The 21,421-nt window shown below is 74.6% G+C and carries 16 protein-coding genes and 1 pseudogene; 6 read left to right on the forward strand and 11 right to left on the reverse strand.

Translation table 11 applies throughout. The annotated features are described in order from the left end of the window. Positions 1-138 precede the first annotated feature (138 nt). A complete protein-coding gene (gene pcaF / locus NLX85_RS04280; protein WP_254331730.1) occupies positions 139-1,344 on the reverse strand; it encodes a 3-oxoadipyl-CoA thiolase in 1,206 nt (401 codons plus the stop codon). 105 nt (positions 1,345-1,449) lie between these two features. On the opposite strand from pcaF, the pseudogene NLX85_RS04285 reads away from it, so the two are divergent. The 4 genes and pseudogenes from NLX85_RS04285 to NLX85_RS04300 all read left to right on the forward strand — a co-directional run bounded on the left by NLX85_RS04285 (position 1,450) and on the right by NLX85_RS04300 (position 5,680). Then, a pseudogene (locus NLX85_RS04285) lies at positions 1,450-2,522 on the forward strand (glutathione S-transferase family protein). Continuing rightward, a complete protein-coding gene (locus NLX85_RS04290; RefSeq protein WP_374628053.1) occupies positions 2,465-3,031 on the forward strand; it encodes a DUF998 domain-containing protein in 567 nt (188 codons plus the stop codon). The pseudogene NLX85_RS04285 and the gene NLX85_RS04290 overlap by 58 nt, the downstream one beginning before the upstream one ends. A gap of 229 nt (positions 3,032-3,260) precedes the next feature. Further along, a complete protein-coding gene (locus tag NLX85_RS04295; protein ID WP_254333627.1) occupies positions 3,261-4,553 on the forward strand; it encodes a dicarboxylate/amino acid:cation symporter in 1,293 nt (430 codons plus the stop codon). Positions 4,554-4,612: 59 nt separating this feature from the next. After that, positions 4,613-5,680 carry an NADH:flavin oxidoreductase/NADH oxidase gene (locus NLX85_RS04300; protein WP_254331733.1) on the forward strand — a complete coding sequence of 356 codons (1,068 nt, stop codon included), beginning with the start codon at positions 4,613-4,615 and terminating at the stop codon, positions 5,678-5,680. Positions 5,681-5,828: 148 nt separating this feature from the next. Here the strand turns inward: NLX85_RS04300 and NLX85_RS04305 are convergent, their stop codons facing one another. The 6 genes from NLX85_RS04305 to NLX85_RS04330 form a co-directional block, all read right to left on the reverse strand. Next, complete coding sequence (locus NLX85_RS04305) at positions 5,829-9,323, reverse strand: ABC transporter ATP-binding protein (RefSeq protein WP_254331734.1); 3,495 nt, start codon at positions 9,321-9,323, stop codon at positions 5,829-5,831. 90 nt (positions 9,324-9,413) lie between these two features. After that, complete coding sequence (locus NLX85_RS04310) at positions 9,414-10,007, reverse strand: TetR/AcrR family transcriptional regulator (protein WP_091312296.1); 594 nt, start codon at positions 10,005-10,007, stop codon at positions 9,414-9,416. A gap of 10 nt (positions 10,008-10,017) precedes the next feature. Beyond that, entirely contained in the window at positions 10,018-12,168 is a 2,151-nt protein-coding gene (locus tag NLX85_RS04315) for a YhgE/Pip family protein (protein ID WP_254331735.1), read from the reverse strand. Next, a complete protein-coding gene (locus tag NLX85_RS04320) occupies positions 12,165-12,890 on the reverse strand; it encodes an ATP-binding cassette domain-containing protein (RefSeq protein ID WP_254331736.1) in 726 nt (241 codons plus the stop codon). Before NLX85_RS04320 ends, NLX85_RS04315 begins: the two co-directional genes overlap by 4 nt. A 210-nt stretch (positions 12,891-13,100) precedes the next feature. Beyond that, on the reverse strand, positions 13,101-13,940 hold the full coding sequence (locus NLX85_RS04325; RefSeq protein ID WP_254331737.1) for a DUF4081 domain-containing GNAT family N-acetyltransferase: 840 nt from the start codon (positions 13,938-13,940) through the stop codon (positions 13,101-13,103). Positions 13,941-14,018: 78 nt separating this feature from the next. Continuing rightward, positions 14,019-15,245, reverse strand: a complete 1,227-nt coding sequence (locus NLX85_RS04330) for an MFS transporter (protein WP_254331738.1) — start codon at positions 15,243-15,245, stop codon at positions 14,019-14,021. 121 nt (positions 15,246-15,366) lie between these two features. Here NLX85_RS04330 and NLX85_RS04335 point away from each other — a divergent pair, with 121 nt between their 5' ends. Next, positions 15,367-15,957: a PadR family transcriptional regulator gene (locus NLX85_RS04335; RefSeq protein WP_254331739.1), complete on the forward strand. Its 591-nt coding sequence runs from the start codon at positions 15,367-15,369 to the stop codon at positions 15,955-15,957. Positions 15,958-16,020: 63 nt separating this feature from the next. On the opposite strand, the gene NLX85_RS04340 is transcribed toward NLX85_RS04335, so the two are convergent. Further along, entirely contained in the window at positions 16,021-16,842 is an 822-nt protein-coding gene (locus NLX85_RS04340; RefSeq protein ID WP_254331740.1) for a class I SAM-dependent methyltransferase, read from the reverse strand. Between the two features lie 127 nt (positions 16,843-16,969). On the opposite strand from NLX85_RS04340, the gene NLX85_RS04345 reads away from it, so the two are divergent. Continuing rightward, positions 16,970-17,656 (forward strand): helix-turn-helix domain-containing protein, encoded by a 687-nt coding sequence (locus NLX85_RS04345; RefSeq protein ID WP_254331741.1) that lies wholly within the window; start codon positions 16,970-16,972, stop codon positions 17,654-17,656. Positions 17,657-17,716: 60 nt separating this feature from the next. On the opposite strand, the gene ispG is transcribed toward NLX85_RS04345, so the two are convergent. The 3 genes from ispG to dxr are packed head-to-tail and all read right to left on the reverse strand — an operon-like array spanning position 17,717 to position 21,357. Further along, positions 17,717-18,889, reverse strand: a complete 1,173-nt coding sequence (gene ispG, locus NLX85_RS04350; RefSeq protein ID WP_254331742.1) for a flavodoxin-dependent (E)-4-hydroxy-3-methylbut-2-enyl-diphosphate synthase — start codon at positions 18,887-18,889, stop codon at positions 17,717-17,719. Positions 18,890-18,898: 9 nt separating this feature from the next. After that, positions 18,899-20,146 (reverse strand): RIP metalloprotease, encoded by a 1,248-nt coding sequence (locus tag NLX85_RS04355; protein WP_254331743.1) that lies wholly within the window; start codon positions 20,144-20,146, stop codon positions 18,899-18,901. Beyond that, complete coding sequence (gene dxr, locus NLX85_RS04360; RefSeq protein WP_254331744.1) at positions 20,146-21,357, reverse strand: 1-deoxy-D-xylulose-5-phosphate reductoisomerase; 1,212 nt, start codon at positions 21,355-21,357, stop codon at positions 20,146-20,148. The genes NLX85_RS04355 and dxr overlap by 1 nt, the downstream gene beginning before the upstream one ends. Positions 21,358-21,421: the final 64 nt, after the last annotated feature.

Below are 21,421 nucleotides of genomic sequence, written 5' to 3' on the forward strand. Positions count from 1 at the left end.
CGGTCCCCCAGGTCGTCGCCGCGGTACGCGGGCGCCCGGCGACCGGGCCGACCCGCGGCATGGTGTGGTCCACACCACTCTATGCGCGCACACCCACGAACGGGAGATCCACTGTCGACGGTGCCGACCCGCCCGGCGTCAGCCGGCCGACTCCAGCAGCAGCGAGATGCCCTGCCCGACGCCGATGCACATGGTCGCCAGGGCACGCCGCCCACCCCGCCGGCGCAGCTCCAGCGCCGCGGTGAGGGCCAGCCGGGCGCCGCTGGCGCCGAGCGGGTGGCCCAGCGCGATGGCCCCGCCGTTCGGGTTGACGTGCTCGGCGTCCTCGGGCAGCCCCAACTCGCGCAGCACCGCCACCGACTGGGCGGCGAACGCCTCGTTCAGCTCGATCACGTCGACGTCGGCCAGGCCGAGGCCCTGCCGGTCGAGCAGCTTGCGGGTGGCCGGGACCGGGCCGATGCCCATGATCCGCGGCGGCACGCCGGCCGCCGCCGACCCGGTCACCCGGGCCAGCGGGGTGAGACCGTACCGCTCGACGGCCGCCGCGGAGGCGACCAGCAGGGCCACCGCGCCGTCGTTGACGCCGGAGGAGTTGCCGGCGGTCACCGTGCCGCCCTCGCGGAACGGGGTGGGCAGGGCGGCGAGCTTCTCCAGGGACGTCTCCCGGGGGTGCTCGTCGGCCTCGACCAGCTTCGTCTCCCGCTTGCCGGCCGGCACGGTCACCGGCACGATCTCCTCGGCCAGCCGGCCGTCGGCCTGCGCCTTGGCGGCGCGCTGCTGCGAGCGGAACGCGAACTCGTCCTGCGTGGCGCGGTCGACGCCGAAGTCCGCGGCGACGTTCTCCGCCGTCTCGGGCATCGAGTCGATGCCCCAGCCCTTCTTCATGAGCGGGTTCACGAGCCGCCAGCCGATGGTGGTGTCGTACACCTCCGCGGAGCGGGCGAACGCGGCCGTGGCCTTCGGCATCACGAAGGGCGCCCGGCTCATGCTCTCCACACCGCCGGCGACCAGCAGGTCGGCCTCCCCGGCCACGATCGCGCGGGCGGCCGTGGCGAGGGCGTCCAGGCCGGAGCCGCAGAGCCGGTTGACCGTGCTGCCCGGCACCTCCTCCGGCAGCCCGCCGAGCAGCGCCGCCATCCGGGCCACGTTGCGGTTGTCCTCGCCGGCCTGGTTGGCGCAGCCCAGGATCACGTCGTCGGTGCGGGCCCAGTCCACCGAGGGGTGGCGGGCGACCAGCTCGCGGATCACGTGCGCGGCCAGGTCGTCGGGGCGGACCCCGGCGAGGGCGCCGGCGTACCGGCCGATCGGGGTGCGGACACCGGCCACGAGGTATGCGACGGTCATCGGCGCTCAGTCCTTCGGGGGTGGGCGGGGGTGGCGGGTCGCCCGCCGGGTCACGGGGACGCCCGGCGCCAGGATATCCGCGCCTCGAACGGATAGGTTGGCCGCATGGCCCGGGCCCAGTTCAGCGCAGAGAACGCCGGCGGCGGCGCGTTCGTCCGCCAGCCCAACCGGTTCACCGGTCGGGTCACCCCGCACTCCACCTCGCCCGAGGGCGGCGGCCCCGACGACCAGGGCCGCTGGCCGCTGGAGGCGGGCCGCTACCGGCTGATCTGGTGCCGGGCCTGTCCGTGGGCGCACCGGGCCCGGATCGTGCGCGGCCTGCTCGGCCTCGACGAGGTGATCTCGCTCGGCACGGTCGACCCGATCCGGGACGAGCGGGGCTGGCGGTTCAGCCTCGACCAGGACGGCTTCGACCCGGTGCTCGGCATCGGGTACCTCAGCGACGCGTACCTGGCCACCGACCCCGACTACACCGGCCGGGTGACCGTGCCGGCGCTGGTCGACACACTGACCGGCCGGGTGGTCACCAACGACTACCCGCAGCTCACCCTCGACTTCTCCACCGAGTGGCGGCGGTTCCACAAGCCGGGCGCGCCGGACCTCTACCCGGTCGAGCTGCGGCCGGAGCTGGACGCGCTGATGGCGGAGATCCACCGGGACGTCAACAACGGCGTCTACCGGTGCGGCTTCGCCACCTCTCAGGAGGCCTACGACGAGGCGTACACGGCGCTGTTCGCCCGGCTGGACGCGCTGTCGGAGCGGCTGGCCGGGCGGCGCTACCTGATGGGCGAGCGGATCACCGAGGCCGACGTGCGGCTCTTCACCACGCTGGTCCGCTTCGACGTGGCGTACCACGGGCACTTCAAGTGCAACCGGCAGAAGCTCACCGAGATGCCGGTGCTCTGGGCGTACGCCCGGGACCTGTTCCAGACCCCGGGCTTCGGCGGGACGGTGGACTTCGACCACATCAAGCGGCACTACTACGCCACGCACGAGATGATCAACCCGACCCGGATCGTGCCGCTCGGTCCGGACCTGTCCGGCTGGACCACGCCGCACGGGCGTGGCTGACGCCGACGTCCTCCGGGCCGCCGCCGCGTCCGCCGCCGCCGGCTGCGTCGTGGCCGGGGCGGTCGCCGCGACGGTCGCCGTGGCCGCCGGTCCCGGTCCGGGCCTGACCGGGTACGTCAGCGAGGCCGGCGTCACCGACAGCGGGTACGCCGGGGCGTACCGGATCGGGGTGTTCGCCCTGGCGGCGGCGCTGCTGCTGCTCGCCGCGGCGCTGCCCCCGGCGCTGCGGGCCGCGGCCGCGCTCCTGCTGGCCGGCGCCGCCGGCACGGCGCTCTCCGGGGCGGTGGCCTGCTCCACCGGCTGCCCGCTGCCGCCGTTCGAGGCCGCCACGGTGGCCGACCTGGTGCACGGTGGCGCGAGCATCGCGGCCACCGCCGCGGTGGTCTTCGCCATGCTGGCGCTGGTGCTGCATCCGGCGGCGGGCCGGGCGCTGCGCCGCGTCGCCGGGGTGGGCGCGGCCCTGGCGCTGCCGCTGGCCGGGGCGGTCGGGCTGGCCATGCTGCTGGTCGGGCGGGGCGGCCTCGTCGGGGTGCTGGAGCGGCTGCTGCTCGCGGTGGCCGCCGGGTGGGGGCTGGTCACCGCCGCGGTGCTGGGTCTGGCGCACCGTCGATCGTGACGAACGGCGCGGATCGCCCCTGTAAGGAGCGTCACGCCTATCGCTCCTTCCACCTGGGAGCCGGCCGGGAGTAGCGTCGACAGGCGATGACCAACGTCTGGCACCTCACCGTGCGCCTGTACGTCGACCTCCGACGGCAGGCCAGCGGCATCTGTCCGGCGCAGCCGCTCTCCTGACGCTGCCCCGTTCACCCCACCCAGACCTTGGACAGATCCCCATGGCTTCCGCCCTGCGCAAGTTCCCCTTCTCCGTGCAGATCCTGCTCGGCCTCGTCCTCGGCGTGGCGCTCGGCTTCCTCGCCCGCGCCAACGACCTCGCCTGGCTGACCAGCACCCTCGACACCGTCGGCGGCCTCTTCGTCCAGCTGCTCAAGCTGGCCGTGCCGCCGCTGGTCTTCACCGCCATCGTGGTCAGCGTGGTCAGCCTGCGCGGCGTGGCCAACGCCGCCCGGCTGGCCCTCAAGACGCTGCTCTGGTTCGGCATCACCGCGCTGATCGCGGTGAGCATCGGCATCGGCCTCGGCCTGCTCACCAACCCGGGTAAGGGCGTCACCCTCGACGTGGCCGGCGCCGCCGCGCCGAAGAAGACCGGCTCCTGGACCGACTTCCTCACCGGCATCGTGCCGACCAACCCGGTCGGCGCGTTCGTCGAGGGCAACGTCCTCCAGATCGTCTTCCTCGCCCTGGTGGTCGGCGCCGCCGCGCTGCTCATCGGCGAGGCCGCCGAGCCGTTCGTGACCCTCAACCGCTCGGTGCTGGCCATCGTGCAGAAGGCGCTCTGGTGGGTCATCCGGCTCGCCCCCATCGGCACCCTCGGCCTGATCGGCAACGCCGTCGCCTCGTACGGCTGGGACCTGCTGGCCCCGCTCGCCAAGTTCACCACCGCCGTCTACGTCGGCTGCGCCATCGTGCTGTTCGTGGTCTACCCGCTGGTGCTCGTCGCCGCCGGCCGGCTCAACCCGGTGCGCTTCTTCGCCGGCGCCTGGCCCGCCATCGAGCTGGCCTTCGTGTCCCGCTCCTCGGTGGGCACCATGCCGGTGACCCAGCGCTCGGTCGAGCGCCTCGGCGTCCCCCGCGAGTACGCCTCCTTCGCCGTGCCGTTCGGCGCCACCACGAAGATGGACGGCTGCGCCGCCATCTACCCGGCCCTCGCCGCGATCTTCGTGGCGCAGGTCTTCGGGGTGGACCTGGGCGTCACCGACTACCTGCTGATCGCCTTCGTCTCGGTGGTCGGCTCGGCCGCCACGGCCGGCCTCACCGGCGCGATCGTCATGCTCACGCTGACCCTCAGCACGCTGGGCCTGCCGCTGGCCGGTGCCGGCCTGCTGCTGGCCATCGACCCGATCCTGGACATGATCCGCACCGCCACCAACGTGGCCGGCCAGGCCCTGGTGCCGACCGTCGTGGCCGCCCGCGAGGGCACCCTCGACCGCACCGCGTACGACTCGGCCGGCAAGCGCGACCTGGTCGAACCGGACGAGGCCGACCGCCCCGCGGAACGGCTCGCACCCGTCCCCGCCTGACCTGGCTGATCGAGGAGGGCCCCGACCGGGGCCCTCCTCCGTCGTTGGAGGATCACCCCATGAGTGCCCTGTTCACCCCGCTGACCCTGCGCGGCGTCACCCTGCCCAACCGGGTGGCGCTCGCCCCGATGTGCCAGTACAGCGCCGGCCCCGACGGCCTGCCCACCGACTGGCACCGCGTCCACCTCGGCTCCCGCGCGGTCGGCGGCGCCGGACTGATCATCACCGAGGCGACCGCCGTGGTGCCCGAGGGCCGGATCAGCCCGCAGGACACCGGGCTCTGGTCCGACGCGCACGTCGAGGCGTGGCGGCCGATCACCGCGTTCATCGCCGCCCAGGGTTCGGTGCCGGCCGTGCAGCTCGCGCACGCCGGGTTCAAGGCGTCGACGTACCGGCCGTGGGCCGGGCACCGGGGCGGCGTGCCGGACACCGAGGGCGGCTGGACCCCGGTCGGCCCCGGCGCCGAGCCGTTCCTGCCGGACTACCGCACACCGGCCGCGCTGGACGAGGCGGGCATCTCCGGGGTGGTCGAGGCGTTCGCCACCGCCGCCCGCCGGGCCCTCGACGCCGGCTTCGCCGCCGTGGAGATCCACGCCGCGCACGGCTACCTGCTGCACGAGTTCCTCTCCCCGCTCACCAACCACCGGACCGACGGCTACGGCGGCGACCGGGCCGGCCGGATGCGGCTGACCCTGGAGGTGGCCCGCGCGGTCCGCGCCGCGGTCGGTGAGGGGGTGCCGGTGCTCACCCGCATCTCCGCCACCGACTGGGTGGACGGCGGCTGGACCGTCGAGGACAGCGTCGTGCTCGCCGGCGAGCTGGCCGCGGCCGGCGTGGACCTGGTGGACGCCTCCTCCGGCGGCGCCTCGGCCGCGGCGGGCATCCCCATCGGGCCCGGCTACCAGGTGCCCCTGGCCGCCCGGATCCGCCGCGACGCGGGCGTGCTGACCGGCGCCGTCGGCCTCATCGTCGAGCCCGAGCAGGCCGAGCAGATCGTCGCCGGCGGCGAGGCGGACCTGGTCCTCCTGGGCCGGGAACTCCTCCGCGACCCCTACTGGCCCCACCGCGCCGCCGCCAAACTGACCCCCACCCCCACCTGGCCCGACCAGTACACCCGCGCCTTCTAACCCCCCACCCCCCACCCGCCCACCGCCGCCGCCCGCCCCGCCCGCCCCGCGCGGTGATCATGAAGTTGTCGCCACCAGGCGTCCCATTTGTCGGCAATAACTTCATGATCACCCGGGGGGAGGGGGGGCGAGGTCGGTCGGGGGTGCGTCAGCCGGCCAGGTGGCCCCAGCGGGGCTCCAGGTCGTGCCAGGGGCCCTGGGCGGTCACCGTGCCGTCGACCAGGACCACCACGTGGTCCGCGCGGACCAGTGCGGCCCGCTTCGCGGTCGAGCCGACCACGGTCACCCCGTGCTCGCGCAACGCGGCCCAGAGCGCCAGCTCCGTCGTCACGTCCAGCGCGGACGAGACGTCGTCGGCGACCAGCAGCTCCGTACGCGGCGCGAGCGCCCGGGCCAGCGCCAGCCGCTGGAGCTGCCCGCCGGACAGCCGGGTGCCCTTGTGCCCGATGAGCAGGCCGAGCCCGCCCCCGGCCGCCGCCAGGTCGTGGTCCAGTTGGGCGGTCGACACCGCGCCCGCGGCGTCCACCTGGTGCCCGAGCGCGATGTTGTCGGCCACCGTGCCGGAGAGCACCCGGGGCAGCTGCCCCACGTACCCGACCTGGTTGGGGCGCAGGAACAGCTCCGGCTCGGTGACCGGCTCGCCGTTCCAGCTCAGCGTGCCGGTGTGGTGCACGATCCCGGCGAGGGCCCGCAGCAGCGACGACTTCCCCGCGCCGACCGGCCCGACCACAAGCACCAGCTGTCCCCGTTCGACAGTCAGGTCGACGTCCCGGACGGCGAGGGTGCCGTCGGAGTGCAGCGCGCCGAAGCCGGTCAGCTCCAGCCGGCGCAGCGGGTGCCGGGGCGAGGGCTCGGGCGCCGGGGCGGTGCCGGCGGCCAGGTCCAGCCCGGGCACCGTGGCCGAGTAGGTGGCTTCCCCGGTCATCGCCACGGTCCGCCGGGTCCACACCCGGGCCGACGGGTAGTGCGAGACCAGCGACGCGGTGGTCCAGGCGAACCAGCGGGCCGCGCCGAGCGTGGACACCGCGACCAGGGTGGCGCCGGCGGAGAGGCCACCGGCCAGGTAGAGCGCCCAGGCCCCGATCGGCAGCAGCCCGCTGGCGATCGACGGGGTCGATCGGGCCCACACCTGCATGGCGATCTCCCGGCGCTGCCGGTCGCTGCGCACGGTGTCGAGCTTCGCGAGGTGGTGCAGCACCGGGCGGGTGGCGCCGGCCAGCTTCACCGTACGGGCGGCGGAGAGCGAGGAGACCAGGGCGGTGGCGAAGGCGGCGCGGGCCTTGACGGTGCCGGCGGCCGTGCGCTCCAGCCGGGGGCCGAACAGGGTCGCCGCCAGCCCGGAGACCACCATGGTCCCGACGAAGAACAGCGCGGGTACGAAGCTGCGGGTCACCAGGGTCATGGTGATCACGATGGCCAGCGAGATGAACTGGTCCATCAGGTTGTCGGCGAGCTGCACCACCCGGTCGGTGTCGCCGCCCTGGGCCACCACCTCGGCCGGGGTGTGCCCGCTGACCCGGCGGGCCCCGGTCTGCCCGTGCACCAGCCGCGCGCTGATCCGCAGCATCTGCCGGATCCACCACTGCGGGAACCACAGGTTCGTCAGGTACGGCAACGGCAGCACCACCAGCAGCGCGGCGACGATGCCCAGCGCCGGCAGCCACGGGTCTCCCCCGCCGACCACCTCGGCCCAGAGCCACGGCAGCACCGAGCCGTCCAGCCCGAGCAGGGTCATGACGATGAACAGGCAGACGGAGACCAGCCCGTACCGCGGGTCGTTGGTGCCCAGCCGCAGGATCTCCCGCAGGGTCCGCGCGGGCGGTGGGGCGGGCAGCGGCGGCGGGTCGGTACGCGGCACCGCGACCTGGCGCGGCACGGTCGACGGCTCGGGCGGTGCGGCCGGTTCGTCGGGCCACCCGTCCGGGCCGTCCAGCAGCTCCACCCCGCCGCGGCGGGCGCCGGCGCCCGCGTAGGCGTTGGCGTGGCTGGTGGCGAGCAGTTCGGCGAAGCGGGCCGACTCGCGCAGCGGGCCGGCCTCCAGCACCGCGCCGTCGGCCATCACGACGACCTCGTCGCAGCGGCGCACCGAGGAGAGCCGGTGCGCGATGACGATGCCGATCCGGTCGGTGAGCAGCCGTTCGGTGGCCTGGCGTACCCGGTTCTCGGTGACCGGGTCGAGCCGGGCGGTGGCCTCGTCGAGGACTACCACGTGCGGGTCGCGGACCAGGATCCGGGCGAACGCCACGAGTTGCTCCTGCCCGGCGGAGAGCACGTGCCCGCCCTCGCCGAGCCGGGTGTGCACGCCGTCGGGCAGCTCGGCGATCCAGCCGGCCAGCCCCAGCTCCTCCAGCGCCCGGGTGGCGTCGTCGAGCAGGTCGGGGTCGAAGAGCGCGACGTTCTCGGCGAGGGTGCCGGCGAGGATCTCGGTGCGCTGGGGCACCACGGCGATCCACCGGCGCAGCGCCTCGACGTCGAGGTCGACCAGGTCGGTGTCGCCGAGCAGGACGGTGCCGGGCGGCACGTCCACGGCCCGGGTGAGCACCTTGGCCAGCGTGGACTTGCCGGATCCGGTCCGGCCGACCAGGGCGTACGACCGGCCGCGGGCGAAGGTGAGCGTGACGTCGCGCAGCGCCGGGCCGCGATCCTCGCCGGTGGCGGGGTAGCGGAAGGTGAGCCCCCGGACGGTCAGGTCCCCGTCGACCGGGGCGGCGCCGCCGCTCGGCTCCTGCCGGGAGTCGGCGAGCAGTTGCACCCGCGCCCAGGCGCCGAGCGCCTGTTGCAGGTGCGGCACCCAGCGGGCGATGTGCTCGACGGTCGCGCCGAAGGCCAGGGCGAGCAGCCAGATCGCGGTGAGCCGGGCGGCGTCGACCCGGCCGGTGGCGAGCGCCCACGCGCCGGCCAGGATGACGGCGGCGATGCCGACCCGGACGCCGCCGGCGGCCAGCGCGGTGACCCGGGCGGACAGCCGGAACACCCGCCCACCCCGGGAGATCACCTCGGCGGCCCGCCGGGCGTAGAGGCGCAGCACGTACGGGCGGGCCAGGCTGGTGCGCACGTCGTCCTGGCCGTGCACCGCCTCCTCCATGACGGCGGCCAGGTCGGACCAGGCCTCCTCCTCGACCATCCGGGCCGGGGCGATCCGGGCGGTGGGACCGCGCAGCGCCACCCCGAGCAGCGCGGTGAGCAGGATCATCCCGACGCCGGCCGGCCACCAGACGACAAGCGCGCTGACCGTGGCGAGCAGGCAGACGGCGACACCCTGGACGAGCCGTACGCCGGTGTTCCGCATCTCGGCGGCGACCTGGTAGACGTCGTTGTCGATCCGGTCGAGCAGCTCGCCGACCGGGGTGGTCTCCAGGGTGGGCAGGTCCTGCCCGAGCGCGACCCGGCAGAGCCGGCGGCGGACGTCGGCGGACCAGTCGGCGGTGAGGCCGGCCATCAGCAGGCCGATGAGCAGGTCGCTGACCACGGCGGCGACCAGCGCCACGGCCAGCGCCGTGAACCACCCGACCGAGCGGTGCACGAGCACCGGCCCGGCCAGCGCGGAGGCGGCGGCCTGGCCGCCGGCGCCGAGCAGGATCAGCAGCAGGACGACCGCCATCCGACGCGGAGCGGTGGCCCGGAGATCGCGGAGCAGGCGCATGGACAGTCCTCCGGACTCGGGTCGGTGGGGGCGGTGCCCCCAGCCTCACCCGGCCGGCCCCGGCCACTCAAACGATTTACCGCTCCGGTGTCACGTCTGGGCGACCCGGCGGACGATGCCGAGCAGCGCCTCCTGCACGTCCTCGATGGGCCGGTCGGGCTGGAAGACCAGCCAGTCCACGGCCACCACGAGCCCGACGCCGAACAGCGCCGAGCTGGCCGTGCGCACGTCCAGGTCGGCGGGGAGGTCGCCGCTGGCCACCCCGGCGCGTACGGTCTCCGCGATCACCTCGATGGCCTCGCCGCGCAGCAGCCGCAGGGTCTGCTGCCACTCCCGGTTGGTCCGCCACATCTCGGAGAGCAGGAGCTGGGCGAAGGCCCGGTAGCGGCGGATGTACTCCAGCTCGGCGCGGACCAGCGCGGCCAGCGCCTCGCGCGGCGGCAGCCCGTCGACGGCGGCCCGGAAGTCGGCGGTGAGCAGGCCGATGCCGTGCCGCAGCAACTCCTCGAAGAGGACCGTCTTGGACTCGAAGTTGTAGTAGACGGTCCCCTTCGCCACCCCGGCCCGGGCCGCGATGTCGTCCACCGTGGTGGCCGAGAAGCCCTGCTCGGCGATGAGCTCCACCGCCGCCACGAAGAGGCGCTGCCGGGTGTCCTCCCGCCGGCGGGTCCGTCCGTCCGTCACCCGCCCATCCTCACATGGTCAGTTCGGGGTGCAGCTTGGCCGGGGTGAGCCGGCGGGAGCGGCGCGCCGCGCCGACGGCGAGCGCCATGGCGCCCACCCCGAAGGCGAGCAGCACCAGCGCCCCGGTGACCACCGGGCCGGCCGGCCCGCCGTTGATGGTGTGCCGCAGGCCGCCCACCACGTACGTCATGGGCAGCCAGGGGTGGATGGCCTGGAAGAAGCCCGGTGAGGTCTGCACCGGGTAGGTGCCGCCGGAGGAGGTGAGCTGGAGCATGAGCAGGGCCAGCGCGGCGAGCCGGCCGGCCGGGCCGAGCGCCACGCCGAGCAGCTGCATGATCGCGGTGAACGCCAGCGAGGTGAGCGCGAGCAGCCCGAAGGTGGCCGGCCCGTGCCGCGGGTCGAGGCCGAGGGCCAGGGTGACCACCGTGTAGAGCACCGCGACCTGGGCCAGCCCGATCGCCGCGGCGGGCAGCCAGCCGGCGAGCACGACCCGCCAGCCGGGCGCGCCGGACATCACGTGCCGCCGGTTCACCGGCCGCAGCAGCATGTACGTGATCATCGCGCCCACCCAGAGCGCCAGGGCCAGGAAGTACGGGGCGAAGCCCACCCCGTACGAGCCGGCCGGGTGGTCGGAGTGGCGGATCAGGCCCACCGGGTCGCCGAGGATGTCGGAGCGGCTGTCCGCGTCGTCGTACCCGGGCAGCTTCTTCTCCCCGGCGGCGAGGCCGTCGGCGAGGTCGCCGGCGCCGCCCTCCAGTTTGGTCAGCCCGTCGGCGAGCCGGTTGCTGCCGCTGCTGAGCTGGGCCAGGCCGCCGTCGAGCTGCCGGGCTCCGGTGGCGAGCCGGTAGAGGCCGCCGCGGAGCTGGTCGGCGCCGTCCGCGGCGTCACCGAGCCCGTCGCGCAGCTTGGCACTGCCCTGGGCCAGGGTGGTGAGGCCGCTGGCCAGCTGGTCGACCTTGGCCCGTGCCGAGGCGACGTCGTCGGCCAGGTGCGGCGCGGCGGCGGCCACCTCGCGGGCGGTCTTCGCCACCTCGGTCATCTGCTTCTTGAGCGCGGCGAGGTCGGTCCGGTCCAGCGCGGCGACCATGGCCCGGGCGGCGGTGACCGCCTGGTCGGCGGCCTTGCGGGCGGCGACCAGGTTCGGGTCGTCGGCGAGTTCCGGGTGCTCCTCGACCAGCGCGTCGAGCCGGTCGCGCACCTTCTCCGCCTGGCCGACCACCTCGTCGGCCCTGGCCGGCAGCGCGTCGAGGCCGTCAGCGAGCGCCTGCGCGCCCTCGGCGACCAGGGTGGCGGCCCGCTGGATGTCGCCCGCGTTCTTCCGGAGCAGCGGCTCGTACTTGTTTGCCGCGGCGTCGACCTGCTTCGCGGCGGCTCGGGTCTCGGTGGCCGCCCGGTTGGCGCCGTCGGCGATCTGCGCCGCGCCGGTGTAGAGCTGGTCCAGGCCGGTGGCGAGCTTCGTCGCGCCCTGCACCGAGGTGTTGAGCCCGCCGGCGAGCTGCCCGGCGCCGTCCTCGGCGGTGCCCAGCCCGTCGGCGAGCTGGCCGGCGCCCTGCTGGGAGGTGTCCAGCCCGTCGTGGATCTTCCCGGCGCCGTCGGCGGCCCGGCCCGTCTCGGCCTTGGCGTCGGTGAAGCCGATGAGCATCTTGTCGAAGTACGACGCGGCGGTGCTCTCCGCGGCGGCGGCCCGGATCTCGCTGAAGGCGGAGCGGGCGAGCAGCCCGGACAGGTAGTTGGTGGCGTCGTCGTTGACCACCTTCAGCTCGCCGCGGCGGGCCGGCCGGTCCGGCTCGGGACTGGCCGCCAGGGTCGCGGAGAAGTCCGCCGGGATGGAGAAGACCAGGTGGTAGCGGCCGTCGCGGAGCCCTTCGGTGGCGTCGTCCTGGTCGGTCACGGTCCAGCCGAAGACCTTCCGGTCGAGCAGTTCGTCGGTGAGGTCCTTGCCGGCGTGCACCTCGCTGCCGTCGCTCGCCTTCGCCGGGCGGTCGGCGTTGACCAGTGCGACCGGGATCCGGTCGAGGTTCCCGTACGGGTCCCAGAAGGCGTAGAGGTAGAGGGCGCCGTAGAGCAGCGGGATGACGGTGAGGACGGCGAGCGCGGCGCGCGGCAGCCGGCCCCGGGTCATCCGGCGCAGCTCGAACAGCGCGAGTCGAACGACACTCATGCGGTCACCTCGGGGGTCAGGTCCGCCTCCGCGGCGGCGCGGGGGGCGACGAGGGCGGGGCCGGGCAGGGCCGGGTCACCGATCCGGTGGGTGATCGCGGTCGCGCCCGGCTCGACGGCGCGGGCGCTGGCGACCACGGCGTACCCCTGGTCGGCGAGGCGGGACAGGGCGGCCCAGATCCACGCCCGCTCGGGGGCGTCGGCGCCTGCGTCCACGTCGTCGGCGACGATCAGGTTCGGGCCGCTGAGGCTGGCCAGCACGAGCCCGAGCACCTGCCGCTCGACGGGGGTGAGGTCGCGGCCGTACCGGTCGGGGTCGAGCGGGGCGTCGGTGAAGCCGGCTCCGGCGATGGCGGCGGCGAAGGCGTCGCGGCGGTAGGCCCGCCGGGCCCGCACGGCGGCGACCGGGACGAGCTGCCGGCGGCGGCGCGGCACCGGCCCGAGCAGCAGCAGCCGTTCCTGGATGTGCTCGGCCACGGTCAGGGTGGGGTCGGGCTCGTGCACCCCGGCGACCTGCCCGAGCGCGGCCGGGCCCCGGCGGCGCAGCTCCCCGTGGCTGTGTGGGAAGCGGCCGGCCAGGGCGAGGAGCAGCGAGGTGCGCCCGCTGCCGGGCGGGCCGGTGACGGCGTGCAGCTCGCCGGCCTCGGCGCTGAGGTCGACGTCCCGGTAGACCCAGCCGCGGCGGGTCCGCAGGCCGAGTCCGTTGGCCTCGACGATCTTCATCGCGCTGTATCCCGACTTCTAGACTGACTGGTCAGTACAAAAACATGCCCAGCATAGCGTCGGGTGTCCGGTTCGAGGCAAGACGACGTCGCGTGATCCCGGCCATGCCGCCGGGCGGGAGATCAGACCGGCCCTTGCCGCGAGAGCGGCGACCTCAGACCGGCCCTGCCGCGCGAGCGGCCTCAGACCGGCCCTGCCGCGCGAGCGGCCTCAGAAAAGCACGGTGGCGAGCGTGCCGACCGGGCGGAACCCGCAGCGCTCGTAGACCCGGCGGGCGGGCAGGTTGAAGTCGTTGACGTAGAGGCTGACCGAGGGCGCCACGCGTTCCAGCGCGTCCCGCACCACGGCCGCCATGGCCGCGGTCGCGATGCCCCGGCCCCGCCACTCCGGCGCGACCCAGACGCCCTGCACCTGGGCGGTGCGCCGGGTCACCACGGCCAGCTCGGCCTTGAAGATCACCTTGCCGTCCACGAACCGGGCGTAGGCGCGGCCCGCGCGGACCAGGTCGCCCACCCGCCGCCGGTAGCCGCGGCCGCCGTCCTCGGCCAGCGGCGACACCCCGACCTCCTCGGTGTACATGGCCACCGCCGCCGGGAAGAGCCGGTCGACCTCGCCGCCGCGCACCCGGCGCACCTCGGGGTCGGGCGCCACGGCGGGCAGCGCGTCCGTGGCCAGCAGCGGCTGGTTCGGGCGTACGTCCCGGGCCGGCCCCCAGTAGGCGGAGAGGCGGTCCCAGAGGCCGAGCACCGCGTCGGCGCGGCCCACGATCGAGGAGCAGAGCCGCTCCTCGGCGCTCAACTGTTCGGCGAAGGCGGCCACCGCCGACCCCGAGGCGAGCACGGGGGTCAGGTTGCCGCCGAGCCAGCAGATCGACTCCAGGTTGCGGCGCGGACCGTAGCCGAGGATCCGCCCCTCGGCCCGCCACCAGGCCAGCCCGCGCGCCGCGACCCGCTCGGCGACCTGAGCGCCGGCGTAGGGGTCGAGGTCGAGCAGCCGTTCGACGGCGCGGCGCTCCGACTCCCCGAGTTGGCGTACCGGCACCGTGAGCACGGATACCAGCCTGCCAGATGCACCCGGGCCCGCGCGGGCCGACCTGAGGACGCCGGACGATCGGTGGTGAGTGGCGGCTCAGCCGACCGGGACCGGCGCCGAATCCGGCAGGGCGGGGCGGGTCCGGGCGGCCCAGCGCACCACCGGCGGCACCAGCGCCCCGAGCACCAGGAACAGCCCACCGAGCAGCAGCCAGCCCGGCACGCCCCAGCCGACCGCCAGGGTCGTCACCACCACCGGGGCGACCATCGAGCCGAGCTGCATGCCCATCCCGTACGCGCCCTGGTACTGGCCCTGCGCGTGGGCGGGGGCGAGCCCGAACGAGATCCCCCAGCCGGCCGCCGCGTGCCACAACTCCCCCACCACGTGCACCAGCGCGCCGGCGAGCAGCAGCGGCACCGCCACCGCCACGGACACGCCCCCGCCGGCCGCGAAGAGCGCGCACGCGACGGCGATCACCGCGCCGGCCCGGCGGGCCGCCCGGCCGGCGCCGGCGAGGTCCTCGGTGCCCCGCGAGGCGCGGACCTGGAAGAGCACCACCACCACGGTGTTGACCAGCAGGCAGGCCGAGATCAGCCAGCGCGGGGCGGTGGTGTGCCCGGCGATCCACAGCGGCAGGGCGATGTTGATGACGCTGAAGTGCATCGACATCAGCCCGTCGAGCACGGTGAAGGCGAGGAACGGGCGGTCCCGCAGGGCGATGAGCCGCGGGCCGTGGGTGGGCGCCGGCACCGGCGGCACGGGCGGCAGCCGGAGCAACACCGCCGCGGCCAGCAGGTAGGTGGCGCAGTCGAGCAGGATCAGCGACACGTACGCGGTCCGGGTGTCGGCGGCCAGGCCGAAACCGGCCAGCACCGTGCCCACCGAGATGCCGACGTTGGTGACCGCCCGCAGGTAGGCCCGGGTGCGTACCCGCTGGTCCGGCGGCACCGCGCCGGCGATCAGCGCGCCCCGGGCGCCCCGGGTGGCCGAGTCGGCGACCGCCATCAGCACCCCGACCGCCAGGAACCCGGCGAAGGAGCGGACGGCCACGAGGGCGGCGGTGAACCCGGCGGAGGCGAGCAGCGCGGCGAGTTGGAGGCCGCGCGGCCCGAGCCGGTCGGCCAGGTAGCCCATGGGCGTGCTGGTCACCAGGCTCACCAGCGCCGTGATGGTGAGCGCGAGGCCGACCTGGGTGACGGTGAGCCCGACCGAGCGGGTGAGGAAGAGCGCGCTGGCGGTGAGCCAGGTGCCCCGGCCGACGGTGTTGATCAGGGTGGAGAGGGCGAGGGTCCGGGAGGGGCCCGGTTCCGGAAGCAGGCGCACGCCGACACACTAGCAAGACGTACGTACGGTTTGCGGACCCGTCTCACATGTTGACTTGTCGACGATGCATTGCCGATATATCGTTGATGCATCAGCGATAGCCCAGAGAAGGAGTTACCCGATGGGTTTCCACCGACGGATGCACGCCGCGCACGACGAGATGCGGATGCGGGGCTTCGGCTTCCCGCCCGTACCCCCGGGCCCGCCGCCGTTCCCGCCCGGACCGTTCGGCCACGGCCACGGCCGGGGCGGGCGGGGCCGCGGGCGCGGCCGCCGGCCCAACGTGCGCGGGGCCGTGCTGGCCCTGCTCACCGAGCGGCCGATGCACGGCTACGAGATGATCCAGGAGATCGACTCCCGGACCGGCGGGGCCTGGCGGCCCAGCCCCGGCTCGATCTACCCGACCCTGCAACTGCTGGAGGACGAGGGCGTCGTCGCCGCCGCCGCCGACTCCGACGGCGGGCGCAAGCGGTTCGCCCTCACCGAGCAGGGGCAGGCCGAGGCCGCCGAGGCGGCGCAGACCCCGCCCTGGGGCGAGTTCGCCGAGCAGACCGTGAACAGCTGGCACGACATCCGCGACGCCGGGGCGCAGGCCATGAACGCGCTGCGGCAGGTGATGATGACCGGCACCGACGACCAGCGGGCGCGCGCCGCCCAGGTGCTCGACGAGACCCGGCGCAAGCTCTACGCCATCCTCGCCGAGTCCGAGTGAGTCGCCGCGACGCGTTCGCCGGCCGGGGTGGTCACGGGACCGTCACCCCGGCCGGCGCCGCCGTCAGCCGCTCCGGCGGGCGGTGACCAGCAGGTACTCCCAGCGCATCACCCCGGCCTCGGTGTGCCGCCGGGCCAGGTCGGCGAGGTCCGCGTCGAGGGCGGCGACCCGCTCGGGATCCCCGGCGTTCGCCCCGTACACCGCGATCGTCGGCCCGTAGTGGGCCTTGAAGTAGTCGCGGAACTCCTCCGGGGCGGCGAACCGGTCCACGGTGACCACCTCGCGGCGCAGCACGAGATCGGTGACCCGGTCACCGAGCAGGGCGCCGACGTGCTCCTCGCTCCCCCACAGCGGCGGCGGCTGCGCGCCGGGCGGCGGCGCGGGCGCGTACGGCTTCATGGTGGCGAACAACTGCCCGATGAAGCCCTCCGGAGTCCAGTTGACCAGGCCGATCGTGCCGCCCGGCCGGCAGACCCGGACCAGTTCGTCGGCGGCGGCCCGGTGCCGGGGCGCGAACATCACCCCCACGCAGGACAGCACCCGGTCGAACTCGCCGTCGGCGTACGGCAGCGCCTCGGCGTCGGCCTGCTGCCACTCCAGCGTCACCCCGTGCCGCGCCGCGAGATCCCGCCCGATCTCCAGCAGCTCCGGCGTCAGGTCGCTGGCCACCACGTCGGCCCCGGCCAGCGCCGCCGGAACGGCCGCGTTGCCGGTGCCGGCGGCCACGTCCAGCACCCGGTCACCCGGCCCCACGCCGGCCGCCCGGACCAGGGTGGCCCCCAGCTCCGGGATGACCTCCGCGGCCACCGTGGCGTAGCTGCCGAGCGCCCACATCCGCCGGTGGCCGGCCTTCACGGCCCGGTCCTGCTCCACTTCGTCGATCATCATGAGCTCCTCCGTCTCGTCCTGAGGGGGACGGTAGGCAGCGGAGGAGCGGCCACCCAGTACGAGATGTGTACCGGTCCCGACAGGTTCCTGGTCCCGCCGTCGGCCCCGGCGTAGCGTCCCCGCCATGGGGGCCTCCTACCACCAGTTCTGCCCCGTCGCGAAGGCCATGGAGCTGCTCGACGAACGCTGGACGCTGCTCGTCATCCGGGAACTGGTGAGCGGGTCCGAGCGCTTCAACGAGCTGCGCCGGGGCCTGCCGCGGATGTCGCCCACCCTGCTGTCCCGGCGGCTGCACCAGCTCGTGCGCGCCGGCGTGGTGGAGCGGCACGTCGACGGCGCCGACGTGCGGTACGTCCCGACGCAGGCCGGACGCGAGCTGCGGCCGGTGCTCGAGGCGCTCGGCGCCTGGGGGGTGCGCTGGATCGGCGAACTGGGCGACGCCGACCTCGACCCGAAGCTCCTCCTGTGGGACATGCACCGGCACGTCGACCACGGCGCCGTGCCGGTGGGGCGCACCGTCGTCCGCTTCCGCTTCCGGGACGTGCCGGCGGACCTGCGCGACTGGTGGCTGGTCATCGCCACCGGGGAGGCCGACGTCTGCGACGTGGACCCCGGGCACGAGGTGTCCGTGACCGTGACGGCCGACCTGCGCGCCCTCGTCGCGGTGTGGCTGGGCGACCTGGACTGGCCGGCGGCGCTGCGCAGCGGCGCGGTGGCGGTGGCCGGGCCGGAGGCGCTGCGGCGGGCCCTGCCCCGGTGGTTCACGCTCTCCGAGTTCGCGGCCGTGCCCCGGCCGGTTGCGCGGGCCTGAGACGACACGTACGGCCGCCCCCGGTGGGGACGGCCGCACGTCGACGGCGTGACCGGTGCGTCAGTGCACGGTCACCGTGGCGCCCGGCACGAGGCCGCGCAGCTCCTCGGGGATCTCGGCGCCCATCTCGTCGGCGATCCGCAGCGCCTCCTCGATGAGCGTCTCCACGATCTGGCTCTCGGGCACGGTCTTGACGACCTGGCCCTTGACGAAGATCTGGCCCTTGCCGTTGCCGGAGGCGACACCGAGGTCGGCCTCGCGGGCCTCGCCCGGGCCGTTCACCACGCAGCCCATGACGGCCACGCGCAGCGGCACCGGCAGCCCCTCCAGGCCGGCGGTCACCTCCTCGGCCAGCTTGTAGACGTCGACCTGGGCGCGGCCGCACGACGGGCAGGAGACGATCTCCAGGCCCCGCTCACGCAGGCCCAGCGACTCCAGGATCGCGGCGCCGACCTTGATCTCCTCGACCGGCGGGGCGGACAGCGAGACCCGGATGGTGTCGCCGATCCCCTCGGCCAGCAGCGCGCCGAACGCCACCGCGGACTTGATGGTGCCCTGGAAGGCCGGGCCGGCCTCGGTCACGCCCAGGTGCAGCGGGTAGTCGCACTTCTCGGCGAGCTGCCGGTAGGCCCGGATCATCACCACCGGGTCGTTGTGCTTCACCGAGATCTTGATGTCCCGGAAGCCGTGCTCCTCGAACAGCGAGCACTCCCAGAGCGCCGACTCGACAAGCGCCTCGGCGGTGGCCTTGCCGTACTTGGCCAGCAGGCGCTTGTCGAGCGAACCGGCGTTCACGCCGATCCGGATCGGCACGCCCGCGTCGCCGGCCGCCTTGGCGATCTCCTTGACCTTGTCGTCGAACTGCCGGATGTTGCCCGGGTTCACCCGGACGGCGGCGCAGCCGGCGTCGATCGCCGCGAAGACGTACTTCGGCTGGAAGTGGATGTCGGCGATCACCGGGATCTGCGACTTCTTCGCGATCGCGGGCAGCGCCTCGACGTCGTCCTGGGACGGCACGGCCACCCGGACGATCTGGCAGCCGGACGCGGTCAGCTCGGCGATCTGCTGGAGGGTGGCGTTCACGTCGGCGGTCAGGGTGGTGGTCATGGACTGCACCGAGACCGGCGCGCCCCCACCGACCGGCACCGAACCGACCATGATCTGGCGGCTGGCCCGGCGCGGGGCGAGCGGCGGCGGCGGCACGGGGGGCATACCGAGACTGACAGCGGTCACTTCAGGCACTCACCTTGAGAAGAGCGTGATCGGGTTGACGACGTCCGCGGTGACGGTCAGCAGCGTGAACGCGCCACCGATGAGGATCACCGCGTACGTGAGGGGCATGAGCTTGAGGTAGTCGACGCGGCCGGGGTCGGCCCGGCCGATCCGGGCGTAGAGCCAGGAGCGGACCCGCTCGAACCAGGCGATGGCGATGTGGCCGCCGTCGAGCGGGAGCAGCGGCAGCAGGTTGAACACGCCGATGAAGAAGTTCAGCGAGACGAAGAGCATGAAGAACACCAGCCAGGCGTTGTTCTCCACGGCCTCGCCGCCGAGCCGGCTGGCGCCGACCACGCTGATCGGGGTGTCCACGTCCCGCTCGCCGCCGGTGACGGCGGTCCACAGGGCGGGGACCTTCTGCGGGATCCGCTGCATGGCGTGCAGGGTCTGCACCGCCATGTTGCCGGTGAAGTCGGCGGTCGCGCCGAACGCGGCGGCCGGACCGTACTGGACCCGGGTGGGGGTGGTCGGCTGGAGCGCGACGCCGAGGGCGGAGACCGCCGACGTGGTGCCCTTGGGGTCGCCCAGCGGCGGGCGCTGCACGGCGGCCAGGTCGACCGTGGCGGTGCCCGGCTTGTCGTCGCGGACGTACTCGACGGTGGCCGCGCCGGGCGGTGTGGCGCGGACCACGTCCAGCATGTCGCCCCAGGTGGCGACCGGGCGGCCGTTCACCGAGGTGATCCGGTCGCCGTCCTGGAGCTGGGCCTTGGCGGCCGGGCTGGCCGGGTCGCCGGTCTGGCAGGCCCGGGCGGCGTTCTCCACGACCACGCACGGGGCCAGGGCGATCACGGCCGGCTCGGCCTTGAAGCCGTCCTCCGTGTTCGGGAACTGCGGGTTGGGCAGGCCGGCGGAGACCGCGAGGATCCAGAGGGTCACCAGGGCCAGGGCGAAGTGGGTGATCGAGCCCGCGGACATCACGATCGTCCGCTTCCAGACCGGGTAGCGCCACATGACGCGCTTCTCGTCGCCCGGTTCGACGTCGTCGTCCTGCGGGGTCATCCCGACGATCTTGCAGAAGCCGCCGAGCGGGATGCCCTTGACGCCGTACTCGGTCTCGCCCCGCTTGAACGACCAGAGCGTCGGACCGAAGCCGACGAAGTAGCGGGTGACCTTCATCCCGAACGCCTTGGCGGTGAGCATGTGCCCCGCCTCGTGCAGGCTCACCGAGATGAGGATCGCCAGGGCAAACAGCGCCACCCCGAGCAGGTAACTCATCAGGCTCCTTCCACCGACCCGACGATGATCTCCTGGGCGTGCGCCCGTGCCCACGATTCGGCGGCGAGCACGTCCTCGACGGTACCTGGTTCGTCGAAGTCGGGAGCGTCCTCCAGCACGCGCTGGAGGGTGTCGACGATGCCGAGGAAGGGCAGCCGGCCGGCCACGAAGGCCGCCACGCACTCCTCGTTCGCCGCGTTGTAGATCGCCGGCCGGCAGCGCCCGGCCTCGCCGGCGGCCTTGGCCAGCGCGACCGCCGGGAACGCGGCATCGTCGAGCGGGAAGAACTCCCAGGTGTGGGCCGTGGTCCAGTCGACCGCGGCGGCGGCACCGGGCACCCGGTCCGGCCAGCCGAGGCCGAGGGCGATGGGCAGCCGCATGTCCGGCGGGCTGGCCTGGGCGAGGGTGGAGCCGTCGGTGAACTCGACCATCGAGTGGATCACCGACTGCGGGTGGACCATCACCTCGATGTCGGCGTAGGGCACGTCGAACAGCTCGTGCGCCTCGATCACCTCCAGCGCCTTGTTGACCATGGTGGCGGAGTTGATCGTCACCACCGGCCCCATGTTCCAGGTGGGGTGGGCCAGCGCCTGCTCCGGCGTGACCTCGGTCAACTCGTCGCGCCGGCGGCCCCGGAACGGCCCGCCGCTGGCGGTCACCACGAGCCGGCGCACCTCACCCCGGGTGCCGCCGCGCAGGCACTGCGCCAGCGCCGAGTGCTCGCTGTCGACCGGAACGATCTGCCCCGGCCGCGTCACCGCGGCCTTGACGAGCGGGCCGCCGGCGACGAGGGACTCCTTGTTGGCCAGGGCGAGGGTACGCCCGGCGCGCAGCGCCGCGAGGGTCGGCGCGAGCCCGAGCGAGCCCACCACCCCGTTGAGCACCACGTCGCACGGCCACCCGGCCAGCTCGGTCATCGCGTCCGGCCCGGCCACGATCTTGGGAAGCTTGAAGTCGCCGGTGGCCCAGCCGCGCCGGCTCGCCTCGGCGTAGAACGCGAGCTGGAGGTCCTGGGCGGCGGACGCCCGGGCCACCCCGACCGCCTCCACGCCCAGCTCCAACGCCTGCGCGGCGAGCAGCTCCACGTTGCCGCCGCCGGCCCCGAGGGCCACCACCCGGAACCGGTCCGGGTTGCGCCGGACGATGTCGATGGCCTGGGTGCCGATCGAGCCGGTCGAGCCGAGCAGAACGAGGGCGCGGGGAGACGTCACCCGCCCATTCTTCCCCAGCCCTCCTGAGCGCCCGCTGGGAGCCTCACTCCCCCGCGTCGTACCC

The sequence above is a fragment of the Micromonospora sp. A3M-1-15 genome (genome assembly GCF_024213425.1).
GTDB classification, from domain to species: Bacteria; Actinomycetota; Actinomycetes; order Mycobacteriales; family Micromonosporaceae; genus Micromonospora; species Micromonospora chersina.

What these genes read in the sequence shown, in the direction of transcription:
- pcaF (WP_254331730.1), bottom strand. Translation starts at nt 1,344, where the DNA reads ATGACCGTCGCATACCTCGTGGCCGGTGTCCGCACCCCGATCGGCCGG.
- NLX85_RS04300 (WP_254331733.1), top strand. Translation starts at nt 4,613, where the DNA reads ATGAGTGCCCTGTTCACCCCGCTGACCCTGCGCGGCGTCACCCTGCCC.
- NLX85_RS04305 (WP_254331734.1), bottom strand. Translation starts at nt 9,323, where the DNA reads ATGCGCCTGCTCCGCGATCTCCGGGCCACCGCTCCGCGTCGGATGGCG.
- NLX85_RS04315 (WP_254331735.1), bottom strand. Translation starts at nt 12,168, where the DNA reads ATGAGTGTCGTTCGACTCGCGCTGTTCGAGCTGCGCCGGATGACCCGG.
- NLX85_RS04320 (WP_254331736.1), bottom strand. Translation starts at nt 12,890, where the DNA reads ATGAAGATCGTCGAGGCCAACGGACTCGGCCTGCGGACCCGCCGCGGC.
- NLX85_RS04335 (WP_254331739.1), top strand. Translation starts at nt 15,367, where the DNA reads ATGGGTTTCCACCGACGGATGCACGCCGCGCACGACGAGATGCGGATG.
- NLX85_RS04340 (WP_254331740.1), bottom strand. Translation starts at nt 16,842, where the DNA reads ATGATCGACGAAGTGGAGCAGGACCGGGCCGTGAAGGCCGGCCACCGG.
- NLX85_RS04345 (WP_254331741.1), top strand. Translation starts at nt 16,970, where the DNA reads ATGGGGGCCTCCTACCACCAGTTCTGCCCCGTCGCGAAGGCCATGGAG.
- NLX85_RS04355 (WP_254331743.1), bottom strand. Translation starts at nt 20,146, where the DNA reads ATGAGTTACCTGCTCGGGGTGGCGCTGTTTGCCCTGGCGATCCTCATC.